Below are 17756 nucleotides of genomic sequence, written 5' to 3' on the forward strand. Positions count from 1 at the left end.
ATCAAACCTTTGTACTTGAAGAAAATTACCGAAAACCTGTTTGTGCCTCTTGCCTGGACCATCGCCGTTCAGGTGCTGCTCTGTCTCCCCGGTTCAACTATCAGCGGAATACCCGGGCCGAAAATCCCCCATTTCGACAAGTTTGTACATTTCATCCTCTTTGGGGTGCTTGGCGTCCTTTGGAGCTATTATGCATGGGCTAAGAAAAAATCAGGACTGAATGTGGCGAAATGGTTTCGTCTCGTATTTCTCGCCGTAGTTGCCAATGGGATAGTGCTGGAGATAATTCAGTACTGCTTTATTCCGGACCGGAGCTTCGACTGGTGGGATATTCTGGCCGATACGGCAGGCGCCGCTGTGGCCTGGGCAATTTGCTATTTTAAGCTGCTGAAAATCAATTAAGGCATCAACCCTCATAAAAAAAATTGGCCTCTGTAGAAACAGAGGCCGTAACCAAAACTAACTGCTTATGAGAAAATTGACTGCTTTATGTGAGTTTAAGAACTACTCATTTTTTATAACGCAAATCCAATGCCATTAGTATAACCTTCTCCGTTAAAGAAGGGTTAACCTCCTACTTATTCTGTTCTGCTGGATCTGCAAAGAGCGTTGTTCTTTTGACACCACAAAGGAACCAAGAGTAGCCGATATTTCCTCGGTTTCGAAGGTGTTTTTTCAAAATGTTAACAATCCATTCATTTTAAATGCGCCTGCATTTACTGGTTTTCCGTGATCTACGAACAGTGCTACGATTAAAATAATATTAAACATCGGTAACAATGTGGTTTATACTGTCACCTTGTCTAAAAAAAATGGAGAAATGCCATACTGGTATGCATTTCTCCACTATCACTAACCCGTAAACGAAAGGGTATTGTTTAATTCGGTTTGGTAAGCTTTTCTGCATTTTCAGCAAACTGCAATGCATCGATGAACTCCTGAATGCTGCCACTCAGTACATCGTCAAGATTATAAACGGTCATGCCTATACGATGATCCGTTACACGTCCCTGAGGGAAATTGTAGGTGCGGATCTTTGCACTTCTGTCGCCGGAACTTACGAGACTTTTTCTGTGACGGGCAATCTCATCTTCCTGCTTGCGCACTTCCTCTTCGTAGAGTTTGGTACGGAGCATCTGCATCGCTTTTTCGCGGTTGCCGAGCTGTGTACGCTCTGTCTGGCACATCACCACCGTTCCGGTAGGAAGGTGGGTAAGTATCACTTTGGTTTCTACCTTGTTTACGTTCTGTCCACCCGCACCACCGCTTCGCGCAGTTTCCATCTTCACATCACTGTCTTTCACTTCTACGTCTACTTCTTCTGCTTCCGGCATCACGGCTACCGTTGCAGCAGATGTGTGAACACGGCCAGATGCTTCCGTGTCGGGAACGCGCTGCACGCGGTGAACACCGCTCTCGAATTTCAGCGTGCCGTACACATCATCTCCGGTTACTTCTACCTGCACCTCTTTGTATCCGCCCACGGTTCCTTCTGTTTCGCTGAGTACGGCAGTTTTGAATCCGCGTTTTTCACAATAGCGAAGGTACATGCGCACCAGGTCGCCGGCAAAGAGACTGGCTTCGTCGCCACCGGTACCTGCACGGATCTCCAGAATACAGTTCTTCTCGTCCTGCGGATCTTTTGGAATCAGCAATTGACGTATATGTGCTTCCAGTTTTTCTTTCTTTTCTTCCAGTGCAGGCAGTTCTTCTTTTGCCAGCTCACGGAGTTCGGCATCATTGCCGTTCAGAGCGTCGCGATAGCTTTCAAGGTCGTTCAGCAGAGTAATGTACTCCGTGCGGGCCAGAACGATCTTTTCCAGACCCCTGTACTCCTTGCTGAGTTCCATGAATTTCCGGTTATTGCTTACGATCTCAGGGTTGGTTAAGGCCACCCCCAGATTCTCAAACCGCGCAGCGATCGCTTCTAATTTGTCTAACATGATTACATTATTTTTACGCCCGGAATTGATTTCCTCCGGATGAAAGGACGGCAAAGTTAATCGATTCACCGTTTATATGGCTTACCGAAAATTCAAAGCAGACCAATTATTTACGGGCAACCGCATGCTGGATGGCGGAGAAGTGCTGATAACCACAGAGCAAGGTTGGGTCGAAGACATTGTGCCCGCCTCCGAAGCCGGGGACGATGTGCAGGTACTCAATGGCTTACTCAGTCCGGGTTTTGTAAATGCACATTGCCACCTCGAACTCAGCCATATGAAAGGCCGCATTCAACCGGGAACCGGCATGGTAGATTTTTTATTGGGGGTGATGAAACAACGGAACTTCCCGCAACCCGAAGTGCAATCCGCCGTATCCGCCGCTGCTGCCGATATGTGGAATGATGGTATCGAAGCCGTAGGCGATATCTGCAATACCCCAGATACGATTTCTGAAAAAACAGACAGCCGCCTCCACTGGCATAATTTCATCGAAACGATGGGCTTCATTCCCGCTACTGCTGCACAACGTTTCGCTCATGCGAAATCTGTATTCGATCAGTTTGAAGCACAGCTTCCCGGCCATAACTCCATTGTGCCGCATGCGCCTTATTCTGTGTCGGCAGCATTGATGCAACTGATTGCCGATCATCCCGGCAACCAACTGCTGAGTCTGCATAATCAGGAGAGCGATGCAGAAGCACAATTCTTACTCGATGGCACCGGCCCCATGACAAGACTCTACGGGTTTCTTGGAATAGATCTATCTTTTTATCAGCCTTCCGGCAAACAAAGTCCACAACTGATATTGCCTGCATTGCATGCCAATCAGTCGATGATATTGGTGCATGATGTAAAAACTGGGGCCTCAGACCTGCAATGGATCACAGGTACCGGTCAATGGAAGAGTGATGCAACTGCACAATCAAATTTATTCTTCTGTCTTTGCCCTAATGCCAATCTCTATATCGGCAACGGTCTCCCTGATATCGACCTCCTGCGCACAAACAATGCTGCTGTTGTATTGGGTACGGACAGTCTCTCCTCCAATCACCAGTTAAGTATTCTGGAAGAAGTGAAAACCATCGCGCATCATTTTCCTCATATTCCATTAGTAGAATTATTACAATGGGCTACGCTTAATGGCGCAAAAGCTTTACAGCTGGATGGTATCATCGGAAGTTTTGAGAAAGGAAAGAAACCGGGAGTGGTGCTGATCGAAAATTTGTCCGACGGCCTGAAAACCGCCTCAGCAAAGCGTTTGATCTGATCCTTCGATTTACGAAAGTACTTCCTGTAAAACCGGTAATGTTTTCAATGTTCCGAAATCAGGCACATGCAACACATAGAATGTCTGGAAGGCATGCAGCAATACCCTTCTTGTTTCCTGATTCAATGGAATCTGATTCAGCTCTTCGGGGTGCATCACTTTCAGCAATTGTGAGGTGATGTAACTGTAAGGATTATCGAGAAAATGCGGATGCACCGGATGTTCGGATGTGAACTCTCCTTCCTGCAAATCGAGGTAATGCGCTTCGGACGTGTATTCGTCGTTCAGTCTGAAACCGTAGATGGTGGCAAGATGCAGTGCAAAGAAAAGCGGGAAGTTTCCGATGGCTTGTCCCTTCGCTTCATCGAGGTGAATGAATGCATCTTCAATAAAAAGATACAAATCCTGATTGGCCTCCGGCTGCTTCAACGTTTTCTGCAACAGCTCCACCATAAAGAGCGCTGCCGCATTCTTCATCACATCGAAAAAGATATTTTGATAGAGATGCGCCCAGCGATATTCTTTGATGCGTTGCAGGTTCTTCAGCTCATTGTGGTACACCTGCATGTCGAGCAATGCACCGGGCTGGAACATATTCGCTTTGCTGCTTCCTTTTTTGGAAGTGGTTCGTACTCCATTCACGATATAACTCTGTGTTCCGAACAGCTCTGTGTAAATAGTTACAATCACGCTGGTTTCGCCATACTTCACCGACCGCAGCACAATGCCTTTTGTATGATGAATAGTCATTGGGACTTATTTTTTGATGAAAACAATTTTGGTGACCATTTGCTCCTTCTTGTTTTCATCGGTAACCAGTACAAGATATATGCCCGATGAAACGGCACTGCCATTGTAGTGGCGGCCATTCCAGATGGCTTGTCCGCCCAATGCGCGGGTCTGGTGAACCAGTCTGCCGTCGGGTTCAGTGATCTTTACGATGGCATTGTTCACCAGTCCCCGGATAGCGATGCTGCCATTGTATCCGGGAGGAACGGGATTGGGAAATACGAGTACATTTTTATTGACTGATTCACCTTCGGTAGCAGTGCTTCTGAACGAGCAGATGCCACTGGGGGTAGAGAAGAATGCTTCGCCGGAATTTCCGTCGATGGCAATCTGTTGAACATCGTTGTTCACGAGTGGACTATTGCCCGCATGAAATCTGAATATAGTTTTTGCACCGTCGGAGCTGATCAGCCAGACGCCGTTTTTTGTTCCGATCCATTTTCTGTCCGCTCCGTCAACGGCCATGGATTGTACCTGCTCATCACGGAAAAGGTAGCCTGCGAAATTATCCGATTGAACTACAGGAAGGATGGCTTCGCATCCGGTATTGGTGGTGGCATCCTGCGGACATTGAATAATGCCGATTCCTTTTGATGTGCCTGCCCAGATGAATCCGCTCTTGTCTTTGGCGATGCTGAGCACATTGTTGTCGGGCAGATTGCCATTGCCACGACCAACGCGGTACCATTTCCATTGATCATCTGCCGGGTTGTCGATATTGTTCCCGTAAGAGAAACAGAAGAGCCCGTTGCCTTTGGGAGCGATGATCCAGATCTGATTGTAATCGTCTGCAATCAGCTGCCCCACTGCGTTTTCGCCAACAGGGAACGGAATGGTGAACGACTTCCAGCTGCCATCCGCTTTTTTCACCAGCAGTTCTCCCGGAGCTCCGTAGTTGCCGGCCCAGAGATTGCCGGAGGCATCGAAACAGAGTCCGCTTACGCGATAGCTTTCTGTGGCGAAGTAAGCAGGCTGAATGGGCGACTGCTGTTTGAGAACAGAGAGAGGTTGCTTGTCGCCGAAGTGCAGCAGGCCATCATCGAACGATCCTCCCCACACCGACTGATCTTTCGGATCGATAGCGATTGCGATAATATCATTGATGCTGTCCGGAAGATTTCCCGCAGCAGCATTGTAATTGGTCCATGTATTGTCGCTGAAACGATAAAGGCCGTTGCGGTTGCCCAATGGTTCCCATTGCGAACTCACGCTGCCGGCGGCTACCCATAATGTATTGTTCTGCACCTGCATGGCTCCGGTAGCGATCGAAGCCGGTGATGCAGGAACATACAATTCAAAGGATGATGGATTCGATGCTGCACTTAATCCATGCACTTCATCTGCGATCCAGTATTGTTGTTTTGAATAGATGGCCTGCAAAGGAGCAGAGATAAAATCAGCTTGCTGCAAAGTGGTTTCTACAGTGCCCGATTGATCGAGCACGAGCACTCTTGCCGACGCTCCGTTTGTTTCGCTGAGCAGAAGTTTGTTCTCTGAAACCCTTGCCTGACGGATATTCCAGCCATCCTGCCAGAAAAGATTCCAGCTGTTGTTCTTCCAGATGAACAATTGATTATTCTGCTGCGCAATCAGCTGATTGTTGAGTATGTTCACAGATTGAACAGGGCCTGCAGGTAATCCATCCTTCCCTGATAACAATTCCCAGTTTCTGTAATCGGCGGGATTGGCGCCGTTTACGGGTGCGCGTTTCAAGCCTTGTTCTGTGGATGCATAATAATAGGAAGCATCAGTAATGGTGTTGAATACACTGATCTTTTCTCCGTTGTTACCGATGATCCAGGTATCGCTCACCTGATGTTTTGCAAGATCGAGTACAATGATGCCCAAGCCGGTGCTGAGCCAGGCTTTCTGCTGTTTCACAAAAATATGATGGATGCTTCTGTTGCCTGAGACAGAGGAGTTCTTAATGTCGGGAATATTCTTCACCACATTGCCGCGGAGCACATCGATATTGCTGCTGTTGTAGGCGATCACCAGCTGATCTCCTGTTTCATCGGCTCCGATAGCGCTGACGCCGGTTTCGGTGAGACCGCTGATGCGGCTGAACCGCTCGATGGATTTATCTGAAAGATCAACGGAAAAAACGCTGAAACCAGTTGCACACCAGATAGTGGATTGCTGTGCCGTTACGGCGATTGCCCGGTGGTATGGGAGGTGATCTCTCCATTGTCCCACCGGTTGAAGCTGCGCAACAACAGTGGAATGAATAAGCAGGTAAAGGATTCCCAATAAGGGTTGCCGGCATGTCATAGTCAAAAATACAAAGGAAAAGAGCAAACCCATAGCGGCAGGGTAGCATTTGTTGCTTTGGAAATCCGGGGGTGTGTGGTGGCAACGCCCGGCGTAATGCTGTCTGAATCAATTCTTCTTTGCGAATCTCACAATATTGGTTTTCTTTGTCCCGGCTTAATTTATCTCATAAAAATCTTTTCTATGTGGGGAACCATTGCCAGAGTGGTGTTGAAATTCCGTTGGATCTTACTCGCCCTGTTGGTATCAGCAACTGCAGTGATGGCATATCACGCATCCAAAGTGCAACTGAGCTATGAATTTACCAGGGCCATCCCCACAGACAATCCTAAATATCAGGAGTACCAGCAATTCCGTCAGCTCTTCGGGGAAGATGGCAATATGATGGTGATCGGTGTACAAACGAAAGATTTCTTTCATCATAAATTCTTCAACGACTACGCAGAGCTGGTGAAAAAAGTACGCGGAGTGAAAGCCGTGGAAGATGTGCTGAGCGTACCTGCAGCCGCCAATCTGCTGAAAGATGCCGAATCGGAGAAGCTGAATGCTGCACCGGTATTTCCAGACAGGTCGATGTCTCAATCGGAGATGGACAGCTGCGCAGCTGCTTTTCTCAGTCTGCCTTTCTATCAGGGATTGCTGTACAATCCTTCCACTTCTACTTACCTGATGGCCATCCGCATCAATAAAGATGTATTGAATTCAAAGGCCCGTAATGAAGTGGTAGCCGAGATCGTAAAAGCCGGAGAAGAGTTTGCAAAGAAACACAGAGTTGAGATGCATTACAGCGGTCTGCCACTGATCCGTACCAATATGGCCACTAAAGTTGCGTCGGAAATGCAGTGGTTTTTGCTGGGATCGATTATCCTTTCCGCCGTGATTCTGCTGCTGTTCTTCAGAAGCGTATCGGCGATGGTGTTGTCGTTAGCGGTAGTGATAATTGGAGTGGTGTGGAGTCTCGGAACAATCGAATGGTGCGGATATAAGATCTCTTTGCTGAACGCATTGATTCCGCCATTGGTAGTGGTGATAGGTATTCCCAACTGCATTTACTTCCTCAATAAATTCCATACGGCTTTCAATGATACGGATGTATCGATGCCGGTGAAAGAAAGAAAATTCAAGGCCCTCCACCTGATGATCGAACGCATGGGGGTGGTAACGCTTTTCTGCAATATTGCAGCAGCCATCGGTTTTGCGGTGTTTGCACTCACCAAGAGTGCGATACTGAAAGAGTTTGGTGTAGTGGCTGGTATCAATATCATGGCGCTGTTCTTTATTTCCATCATACTCATTCCTGCAGTACTCAGCTTTTTGCCTGCGCCAAAACCAAGGCATACAAAGTATCTCGATAACAAATGGCTGCAACGCTTACTGGATAAACTCGAAGTATGGAGTCTCCACAATCAGCGCCAGATCTACATTGTAACAGGTATTGTGCTGATTGTTGCAGTGGCTGGCATCTTCCGTTTGCGTACCGAAGGTTTCATCGTAGACGATCTTCCCAAGACCGATAAGATCTATACCGACCTGAAGTTTTTCGAGAAGCATTTCAAAGGAGTGATGCCGCTGGAAATTGTAGTGGATACCAAAAAGAAGAATGGACTTCGCGTGAGTCCATTGCAGCATTTTGAGAAGATCGACTCCATGAGCCAGTTTATTGCGCATCATCCGGAGATGGCAAGGCCGCTCTCCATTGTTGAAGGATTGAAATTCGCAAGGCAGGCATATTACGAAGGAGACAGCGCCAGCTACGGATTGCCCAACTCATTCGACATCGCTTTTCTTGCACAGTACCTCGGCAGTAAAGACGCAGATTCAACCGGAAAGCAAAACAACTTCACACGCATTGTTCGCACCTTTATGGATAGCACGCGCCAGCGTGCAAGAATCAGTGTGAACATGGCCGATGTAGGCACCAAACGATTGCCGGTGATCATCGACTCGCTGAGCCAATACAGCAAACAGATATTCGATACCGCCAAATACAATGTGCAGTTCACCGGAACAACGGTAACCTTCCTCGAAGGAAGTTCTTTCATCATCAATGGTCTGAAAGAAAGTATCCTCTGGGCATTCGGACTGATAGCGCTTTGCATGCTTTATCTCTTCCGCAGTGTGCGCATACTCATCTGTTCGCTGGTGCCGAATATCATTCCACTGGTTATCACAGCGGGAGTAATGGGATGGGCAGGAGTAGCTATCAAACCATCAACTGTACTGGTTTTCTCCGTAGCGCTGGGGATAGCCATCGACATCACCATACGCTTTCTGGTGAACTACAAACAGGAGTTGCAGCTGAGTTCCAAAACCTCCAGGGAGATTGTAGTGGACACCATTCATAAAACAGGTATCAGCATCATTTATACTTCATTGGTGCTGATAGCGGGTTTTGTAATTTTCTGCCTCAGCGATTTTGGCGGAACAAAAGCGCTGGGATGGCTTACCTCCATGACGCTGGTGTTGGCTACGCTGACAAATCTTATATTTTTACCTGCACTTTTATTATCGTTAGTGAAAAAATAAAGTTATCTTGACTTTCGGAAACGTATTGCTGCTTTTGGGTTTACTCAACAATTGTGATACGTTCCCGGAAATCAAACTAACGTCACATGAGAAAGAAGCAATCACTGCTGTCTGCAGTATTGTATTCGGGTAACTTCTTGCCGGGCTTTGTAAGCAAGCCTGATACTTCGGAGCCATTGAGCGCTCCGGCTCTCCCTGTGTTTTCTGTTTTTCGGGATACCCATGCAGGTAATTCCGTTCAATCCGATAAAACTTTCGATGTATTGTGTCTGATAGGCGACTGCCTGTTAAGGCCTTTCTGTACTGTGTTTCAGCCGTTTTTTTATGCAAACGTGTTGAAGGGCTGGTGTGCGTATGCAGGTGTTTGCCGATACAGCTGAAGCAATTCAATCAATCATTTTAGTGCGTGAATTATAAGCGGGTGTGCCTTTCCAGGCGCGCCCTTTTTATTTCTTATGTTTATCATGAATGCAATTTATCTTCGATAAATAGTAAATATGTAAATGATTTATAAACAATAGCACTTTTGATTGATGTATGGTTTTGGTAGAAATTTACCTGTATTTGAGCAGCATTTTTTTCAAAATACTGCTCATTAATCTTATCTTGAATTGACTGTTTACGGGTATTAAAAAGCAGTCTGTAGACTGAAAATGCCCGTTTGCAAAACATCAGACCAAAACCAAAACTGACTCAAATGAGAAAATTTCTAGCCCTGCTACTGGCAGCAGTGTTTTCCATTGCGTATGCCCAGTCGCAAACCCGTACAATCACGGGTAAAGTCACGGATGAAACAGGAAACCCAATCCCCAATGTTTCCGTTATCATCAAAGGTTTGAACACCGGAACAACCACAGCTGCAGACGGCAGCTTCTCACTCCCGGTTCCTTCCTCAGCAAAAATATTGGTGTTCACTTCGGTTGGCCAGGCGCCGCAGGAAGTGGCAATCGGAACCAAAACTGTACTGTCTGTTCAGTTGAAGCCGGCCGATAAGGAGTTGCAGGAAGTTGTGGTAGTAGGTTATGGTCAAACACTGAAGAAAAAAGATCTTACCGGGTCGGTTGCTTCGGTTAAAGGAGCGGCCATTGCTGAAAAACCTGTTCAGAGTTTTGAAGCAGCGCTTGGCGGCCGCGCCGCAGGTGTGCAGATCTCGGTTCCCAACGGTGTGCTCAACAATCCACCCGTATTCAGAATTCGTGGTACCAATACCATTTCGCTGAGCTCCTATCCATTGGTGGTAGTGGATGGTATTCCGGTATTCACTGGCGACGTGAGTTCTTCCAGTGCATCGAGCAATGCCCTTTCTTCTATCAACCCGGCTGATATCGAATCCATAGATATTGCCAAAGATGCTGCATCAGCTGCCATCTATGGAAGCCGCGCTGCCAACGGCGTTGTGTTCATCACCACCAAAAAAGGCAAACCCGGAAAAGCAAAAGTCAATTACAACGGATGGGTTGGCTGGAACCAGACGCAGCGTTTGCCCAAACTGCTGAATGCACAGCAGTACACCGATATCAAGAACGAAGCCCTGAAGAATACAGGCCAGTTCGATAACGATCCTTCCAATACCAAAACAGATTTTTATTTCGCGCGAACAAATGATAAAGACGGAAAACCTATCGAAACAAACTGGTTCGATTATATCTATCGCACCGGTCTTTCTCATAACCACACTGTAAACGTTGCTGGTGCAAACGACAACACCAGTTACTACTTTTCGATCGGTTACTCCGATCAGGAAGGTGTGATCAGAAAGAACGCGTTCAAACGCATGAACGTACTCTTCAATGTTGATCAGAAAGTAACCAAATGGTTGAATGTTGGCGGTAAGATCAGTTACTCCAACGAAAAGAATATTTCTGCAACCAGCTCTGGCTCGCTGCCTGGAGAAGCCTTCGCCACCGGAGGTCTCGGTCGTATTGGTCTGGTGCTTCCTCCAAATGTTGGACCTTACAATCCCGACGGATCTTACAACCAGGCAAGCAACGGAGCGCTGGGTGTAATGAACAACAAGATCCCCAATCTCGGTTATTACAATCCACTTGCGTCACTCGATCTCAACAGAGGCAATGCCGAAGTGAATCACGTTACTGCCAGTGGTTATGGACAGGTGAAACCCTTCCCCTGGCTCACTTTCCGCAGCTTGTATGCCATCGACTACATCAATGTGGACAATGATATTTTCTGGCATCAGAACTCCGGCGAAGGAAACGCAGCCAGAGGCCAGGCTTACGGCATCTTCTATAAGACCAAACGTGGTGTATGGACCAACACCCTCGCATACGATAAGGTGTTCGATGATAAACACACTGTTCAATTGCTGGTAGGTTCTGAAGAACAGGTGTCCAACTCCACAGGATATGGCATCAACAGAACAGGGGTGCCCGATCCATACTTCACAAATGTTCAGTCCGGTGGATGGGCAGTTAACCAAAACTCAAGCCCTGTGCTCGGACAGAACTATCTCTACTCCATGTTTGCGAGTGCCAAGTACAATTATGATGAAAAGTATTACCTCACTGCCAATGTTCGTCAGGATGAATACTCAGGTCTTGGTTTCAATAACAGAAAAGGAACCTTCTACGGATTTTCTCTCGGATGGGAAATGTCTCAGGAGAAATTCTTCACCAAAGCTGGTCTCGATAAGATCTTCGACAACTTCCGAATCAGAGGAAGCTACGGAACTGTAGGTAATATCGGCGGTATCGGAAACTTCGAATCTTACAACCTGTATTCAGCCAGCTTATATGGTGGCAACCCCACACTGGGCTTCACTGATATCGGTAATCCTGGACTTACCTGGGAAACCAGTAAGAAACTCGATGTGGGTCTGCAGTTCGGCGTATTCAACGACAGAATAAATGTTGAGTTTGCCTATTACAAAAACGATGTGGATGGACTGATTCTTGGCGTACCGCAGATTCCATCGGCAGGTATTCCCGGCAATACCATTCGCATGAACGTTGGATCTCTGTACAACAAAGGATATGAGCTCACCATCAATGCCACTCCGGTAAAAACAAAAGACTTCACCTGGACAACCTCCTTCAATATCGGCATCAACAAAAATGAAGTAACGGAGTTGGCTCCCGGACTCACGCAGATCATCACCACCACTCCTGCAGGAGCTTCCACCAGTGAATCTGTAAGTTCAACGCAGGTTGGATATTCAGTGGGAACACTGCGTGTAGTTCGCACCGGAGGTGTAGATCCTGGTTCAGGAAGAAGAATCTTCTTCAATGCAAAAGGAGAAAAAGTAATGTACAGTCATGATGCGCAGGGTTGGAGATATGCCGACGGTTCTCCTGCGCCATCACTCTCTCCCAATGATGGCTTGCCATTATACAACGCACTTCCCAAACAAATGGGTGGCCTCAACAATACATTTTCTTACAAAGGATTTGATCTGGATGTGATGGTTACCTATCAATACGGAGCCTATATCTATTACGGAACCAATTCCGGATTGCACGATCAACGTTTCTGGAATAATCAGGACGACATTCTCGATCGCTGGCAAAAGCCCGGTGATGTAGCCAAATTCCCTAAAGTGATGTATGGCGATAATATCTCCAATGGCTCAACCATGCCGCTTGACATCAATGTGTTCAAAGGCGATTTCATTAAGCTGCGCAACGTACAGCTCACCTATTCTCTGCCAAAATCGCTGATCTCCAAAGCCAAGCTGAGCAATGTAAGGGTATACGTTAGTGCGCAGAACTTCGCGATGATCACCGATTATCCCGGACCTGACCCTGAAGTATCTACCAATGGTAACAATGCGGCCAACCCTGGGGTTGATCGCAACCAGGCAGGTAATGCGCGCACTTACACAGCCGGTATAAGCATTGGATTTTAATTGACTCAATTAAAAAAAGAAGTATGAAACATCTACTTATCATAGCATTGGTGGTTAGCATGCTCGGTGGCACTTCGTGCATGAAGAAAGACCTGATGGAGCCGCTTCCGCCCACATCACTGATCGATAGTTTAGCATTCGATACCAAGGATCGTATCAGCAATCAGATCCGCAGCATTTACGCAAGCTTCAAAAGCGGGCAATTCTACGGCGGACGTTATGTTATATACAATGATATCCGCGGGGAAGATTTCATCAACAACGGATCGAATCTTGTAACGGGCACATCCACCTGGAACTTCTCGCTCACCAATACAGCGCAGGAAGTGCAGGGACTCTGGAGTCAGGCTTACAACGTGATCAATCTCGCCAATCTCTTCATTGAAGGCATGGAAGCAAAAGGAAAAGCAGTGATCGGAGACAGCATTGCTTTGGATTATATTGCTGAAGCAAGAATGCTCCGCGCTATTTCTTATTATAGCCTGTTGCAATTGTATTGCCGTCCGTACTGGGATGGAAACGGAAGTAAACCTGGCCTTCCGCTGCGACTGGTAGGCAACAAAAAAGTAGCTGATTATTCTATGGCGCGCAGCACTGTTGCTCAGATCTATGATCAGGTGATTCAGGATCTCGATTATGCAGAACAGAATCTCCCGCTGGAATATCTCACCAATAAACCGGGTGATCCTAAAGCATGGAGCCTTAATCTGAGCACCACCAGAGGACATCGCAACACTGCCATTGCATTCAAAACCCGCGTTTATCTTTCCATGAGAAAGTATGAGGATGTAATCCGGGAAGCCAACAAGATTGTTGCGCAGGATGTTGCTCCATTCTCTGCAACTTCCGGCACGCCCCATAAAATGCAGGCAGATTTTCTGAGTGTTTTTAAAACTTACGAAAATTTGGAATCCATTCTTTCCATGCCGATGGCGGCAGCTGAAGCGCCCGGCACGCAGAATCAGCTGGCATATTATTTCAATGCAGCAGTGAATGGAATCGAGTACAGGCTCAGCCTGGAACCTGATGGCATTTTCAAAAGCGCTGAGTGGAAGGCTTCTGATATCCGCCGCAATCAGATCTATACATCCGATGCTGGCAAACCTTCCGAAGCAAAATGGCTGACCAAATATTCTGTGGGTAGTCCATATACAGACTGGGTACCGGTGATAAGATATTCTGAAGTGCTGTTAAACCTGTCTGAAGCGTTGGTAAGAAAAGATCTTGCATTGAATGCGCGTGCTACTGCATTGCTCAATGCGGTTAGACAAAGATCGGATCCAGCTACTACTATTACTCCACTAGACTTCGATGACATGATAAGCAAATTGTTGATCGAACGTCGCATCGAGTTTTTGGGAGAGGGAAGAAGAAGTCCTGATATAATGAGGCTGGGCCTCACTTTCCCGGCAAAAGGCGGAGTGCCGGCAGTGCCTCCTACCGAGTTGAAATACATCTGGCCGATATCCGCGCAGGAGTTATTGCTGAATACAAAAATGGAAGACAACAGGTAAATTAAATTTTCAGTTATATCAATCTTTCCAACAGCCCAGGCCGCTCAGCAATGAGCGGCTTTTTTATTTTCGTATGTGCCAGTGAGTAATATGATCGCGTGAAACGCTTTGTGGACGCAGGTTCTGTTGCTTGTGCAATCGGTAATGCAGGTATGATGTTTCTGCAGAAAAGGGGAAAAGTAGTGCATAAAAAATCAACGGTAAGTGGGTAGAATATTAAAAAAAGAAAATGCAGTTATTAATTCTTTGCTAAAAAAATTGATTTGTTATGCAACTATCCGTATATATTTGCCCTCCTTTTAGCGGTTTAACAGGTTGCGAATACGCGTAACCGTTACATGATTATTCTAAAACATAAACTCACGTACATGAGAAAAATGCTGTTGCTCGTAGCATCTTTCCTGCTATTGTCCTGGCAACTCTCGGCTCAATCCCGTACCATCTCGGGGAAGGTGACGGATGCAAAGTCTGCACCCGTTCCTAACGTTTCAGTTACAGTTAAGGGTGCAACATCCGGAACAACTTCCAATGAAGAGGGTGTGTACTCCATCACTGTGCCCGACAACGCCAAAACGCTGGTATTCTCGGCAATTGGCATGGCTTCAATGGAAGTAGCCATCGGTTCCCAGACAAATATTTCCGTAATCATGAAGCCCGAAGAGAAGCAGCTGCAGGAAGTTGTGGTGGTTGGTTATGGTAAAACAACCAAACAAGCTTACACAGGTTCTGCTACCGTGGTGAAAAGTGAAAGGCTTGAGAACAAGAGCGTAGCTAACGTATCGCAGGCATTAGCCGGTGAGGTAGCTGGTGTTCGTGTGATCAACCCTTCTGGCCAGCCTGGTACTGAAGCTACCATTCGTATCCGCGGTTTCGGATCTGTAAACGGAAACAGAAACCCGCTTTATGTTGTTGACGGAATTCCTTACACAGGAAGCATCAACGCCATTAACATGGCGGACGTTGAGTCGACTACTGTTCTGAAAGATGCGACTGCTACTGCCATTTATGGTGCGAGAGGCGCAAACGGTGTGATTGTGATCACCACAAAAAGCGGAAAAGGCAAAGGGTTTATTGAAGTTGATGGAAGCCTTAGCACCAACAGATCGATGATCCCGCGTTACAAAGTGATCAAGAATCCTGAGCAATATATTGCACTCGGATGGGAAGGTCTGGTTGGTGAAGGTGAGCTCTATGGTGAAGCCGATCCTATCCAATACGCTAATGATAATATTTTTGGCGCTGCTGGTTTGGGTTCTTTCTACAATATGTGGAAGGTAACAGATGGCAGTCAGCTGATCGATCCTGTTACAAAACAGGTAAGACCTGGCGTAGAAAGAAAATACACTCCTGAAAACTGGGAAGATTATGCATTTTCTGCCAGCAACCGTCAGGAAGTAAATCTCAAAATGGGTGGTGGTGATGCTAAAACCAGCTTCTATACTGGTTTGGGTTACCTTAATGATGTTGGTTACTCCATCAACACCAGCTACAAAAGATTGTCTGCCCGCCTGAATGTTAACCATGAGATCAAGAAATGGCTGACTGGTTCAATGAACCTCTCTTATGCCAATTCAAAAAGACAAAGCAATGGTCAGGGTAGCAATTCCAACAGCGTTTTCTGGTTTGTAGACAATATGCCTTCGATCTATCCTCTTTTCAAAAAAGATAAAGACGGCAACAATATTACTGAACCTCAGTTTGGTGGTTTTGAATACGACTATGGTGGAACACGCAGAAGATTTGCAGGTCAGACAAACGCCATTGCCGATGCTAACTACGATACACATAATGACGACAGAAATGAACTGAACGGTGCTACTGCACTGACACTGAAGTTCACAAAGAACCTGTCTTTCGAGACTCGCCTGGGTGTACAGTACTACAATAATAACTTCATCAATCGCAGCAATAAGTACTTTGGATCTTCTGCAAGTCAGAATGGTTCAATTTTCAGCAGAAAAACTGAGTTACTGAACTACAATGTGCTGAACATGCTTCGCTACAGCAAATCATTCGGAGATCACAACTTCGAAGCTTTGGCTGCTCATGAAAATACAGACTGGAAGCTGGTAACAACCACGCTCTCCAAGTACAACATGGTGAAGAATATCTCCGAAGACTTCAACAATGCTGTAGTAACCAGCCCTACAACATCTTTCACTGAGCAATACAGGCTCGAAAGTTACTTCGGTCAAATCAACTATGATTTCAAAGGAACTTACTATCTGAGCGGAAGCTTCAGAAGAGACGGCTCATCAAGATTCCGTAAAAACAAATGGGGCAATTTCGGTTCCATCGGCGCAGGCTGGATTGTGAGCAACGAAGATTTCATGGATAAGCAAAATATCTTCACATACCTGAAGTTGAAAACCAGCTATGGTCTGGTGGGTGATCAGGCGGGTGTTGGTTATTATCCTGGTTACGATCTCTACAATATCGATAACCTGAATGATCAGCCAGCGTTCTCTTTTAATTCAAAAGGCAACCCAGATCTCACATGGGAGAAATCAAAGATCTTCCAGGTGGGTACCGAGTTCAAGATCAAAAAGTTCCTGACGGGTTCACTTGAGTACTATATCAAGAACACCGATAACCTGATCTTCGACAGAAGAGTAGGACCTTCTATCGGTTATGCACTTACCCGCATTAACGGTGGAAACCTGAGAAACCAGGGTCTCGAAATTGATCTTACCGGACACATCCTTCAGCAAAAAGATTACTACGTTAATCTTGGTGTGAACGCAGAGATCTTCAAAAACAAGATCACTGAGATGCCGCTTGATCTTACAACCGGCAAGGAAAAAACAATCGACATTCAAGGCAGAATGGGTTGGGGTAAGGGCCACTCCATTTATGATTACTACATGCGTGAGTTTGTTGGTGTAGATCCGGCAGATGGTTCTTCTACCTGGACTACCTTCTACAATGATGCCAACAACAACGGCAAAATGGATGCTGGAGAAAGAATCGCTTCTTTGACGCAATTCAATGCAGAAAATCCTGATAAGGCAGATGCCATCAAAAAAACAACAACCAAGAGCTATTCACAGGCAACCCAGTTCTATGTTGGCAAATCTGCTCTTCCAAAGATCAGAGGCGCTGTAAACCTCACTGCAGGTTACAAAGGATTTGATCTGGCAGTTCAGATGCTGTACAGCTTTGGTGGATATGCATACGATGATGCATATGCAGGTCTCATGGCCGATGGAATTGTTGGTGAGAACAACTGGCATGAAGATATGATGAAGAGATGGCAGAAACCAAACGACATCACCGATGTACCAAGACTTACCAATGGTAACAACCTGAATGTGGTTTCTACTTCAACACGGTTCCTGACTAAGGCCAATTACCTCGCGCTGAACAATATTCGACTGGGTTATACATTCCCTGCTTCATTGATCAGCAAGCTGATGCTAACTGATGCTTCGGTTTGGATTTCCGGAGATAATTTATGGCTGAAAACCAAAAGAGCAGGTCTCAACCCCGCTACAGCTGAAAATGGAGGTTCCGACACTTATCGTTATGCTCCTTTGTCAACGCTCACGGTTGGTCTCAGAGTTAAATTCTAATCTCAAAAA

Annotated in this window: 9 protein-coding genes; 6 read left to right on the forward strand and 3 right to left on the reverse strand. The window is 46.3% G+C overall.

Annotated elements, in window-relative coordinates; translation table 11 throughout:
• Positions 1 to 15 precede the first annotated feature (15 nt).
• Complete coding sequence (locus HHL16_RS05865; RefSeq protein WP_169424199.1) at positions 16 to 402, forward strand: VanZ family protein; 387 nt, start codon at positions 16 to 18, stop codon at positions 400 to 402.
• Positions 403 to 878: 476 nt separating this feature from the next.
• On the opposite strand, the gene prfA is transcribed toward HHL16_RS05865, so the two are convergent.
• A complete protein-coding gene (gene prfA, locus HHL16_RS05870; protein WP_169424200.1) occupies positions 879 to 1943 on the reverse strand; it encodes a peptide chain release factor 1 in 1065 nt (354 codons plus the stop codon).
• 76 nt (positions 1944 to 2019) lie between these two features.
• On the opposite strand from prfA, the gene HHL16_RS05875 reads away from it, so the two are divergent.
• The gene (locus HHL16_RS05875; RefSeq protein ID WP_169424201.1) at positions 2020 to 3213 is read left to right on the forward strand and encodes an amidohydrolase family protein; all 1194 of its coding nucleotides are present in this window, start codon (positions 2020 to 2022) and stop codon (positions 3211 to 3213) included.
• A gap of 9 nt (positions 3214 to 3222) precedes the next feature.
• Here the strand turns inward: HHL16_RS05875 and recO are convergent, their stop codons facing one another.
• Positions 3223 to 3963: a DNA repair protein RecO gene (gene recO / locus HHL16_RS05880; protein ID WP_169424202.1), complete on the reverse strand. Its 741-nt coding sequence runs from the start codon at positions 3961 to 3963 to the stop codon at positions 3223 to 3225.
• 6 nt (positions 3964 to 3969) lie between these two features.
• A complete protein-coding gene (locus HHL16_RS05885; RefSeq protein ID WP_169424203.1) occupies positions 3970 to 6273 on the reverse strand; it encodes a two-component regulator propeller domain-containing protein in 2304 nt (767 codons plus the stop codon).
• Positions 6274 to 6456: 183 nt separating this feature from the next.
• Between HHL16_RS05885 and HHL16_RS05890 the strand changes: the two genes are divergently transcribed.
• The 4 genes from HHL16_RS05890 (at position 6457) to HHL16_RS05905 (ending at position 17747) form a co-directional block, all read left to right on the forward strand.
• Complete coding sequence (locus HHL16_RS05890) at positions 6457 to 8799, forward strand: MMPL family transporter (RefSeq protein WP_169424204.1); 2343 nt, start codon at positions 6457 to 6459, stop codon at positions 8797 to 8799.
• A gap of 697 nt (positions 8800 to 9496) precedes the next feature.
• Entirely contained in the window at positions 9497 to 12661 is a 3165-nt protein-coding gene (locus HHL16_RS05895; RefSeq protein WP_169424205.1) for a TonB-dependent receptor, read from the forward strand.
• Between the two features lie 23 nt (positions 12662 to 12684).
• On the forward strand, positions 12685 to 14175 hold the full coding sequence (locus tag HHL16_RS05900; protein ID WP_169424206.1) for a RagB/SusD family nutrient uptake outer membrane protein: 1491 nt from the start codon (positions 12685 to 12687) through the stop codon (positions 14173 to 14175).
• 368 nt (positions 14176 to 14543) lie between these two features.
• Entirely contained in the window at positions 14544 to 17747 is a 3204-nt protein-coding gene (locus HHL16_RS05905; RefSeq protein WP_169424207.1) for a SusC/RagA family TonB-linked outer membrane protein, read from the forward strand.
• Positions 17748 to 17756: the final 9 nt, after the last annotated feature.

Origin of the sequence: Pseudoflavitalea sp. G-6-1-2 (assembly GCF_012927185.1) — a bacterium.
Lineage (GTDB): Bacteria > Bacteroidota > Bacteroidia > Chitinophagales > Chitinophagaceae > Pseudobacter.

Bases quoted from the DNA above. Each gene is read 5' to 3' on its own strand.
- prfA (WP_169424200.1), bottom strand. From the start codon at position 1,943: ATGTTAGACAAATTAGAAGCGATCGCTGCGCGGTTTGAGAATCTGGGG.
- HHL16_RS05875 (WP_169424201.1), top strand. From the start codon at position 2,020: ATGGCTTACCGAAAATTCAAAGCAGACCAATTATTTACGGGCAACCGC.
- recO (WP_169424202.1), bottom strand. From the start codon at position 3,963: ATGACTATTCATCATACAAAAGGCATTGTGCTGCGGTCGGTGAAGTAT.
- HHL16_RS05885 (WP_169424203.1), bottom strand. From the start codon at position 6,273: ATGACATGCCGGCAACCCTTATTGGGAATCCTTTACCTGCTTATTCAT.
- HHL16_RS05890 (WP_169424204.1), top strand. From the start codon at position 6,457: ATGTGGGGAACCATTGCCAGAGTGGTGTTGAAATTCCGTTGGATCTTA.
- HHL16_RS05895 (WP_169424205.1), top strand. From the start codon at position 9,497: ATGAGAAAATTTCTAGCCCTGCTACTGGCAGCAGTGTTTTCCATTGCG.
- HHL16_RS05900 (WP_169424206.1), top strand. From the start codon at position 12,685: ATGAAACATCTACTTATCATAGCATTGGTGGTTAGCATGCTCGGTGGC.
- HHL16_RS05905 (WP_169424207.1), top strand. From the start codon at position 14,544: ATGAGAAAAATGCTGTTGCTCGTAGCATCTTTCCTGCTATTGTCCTGG.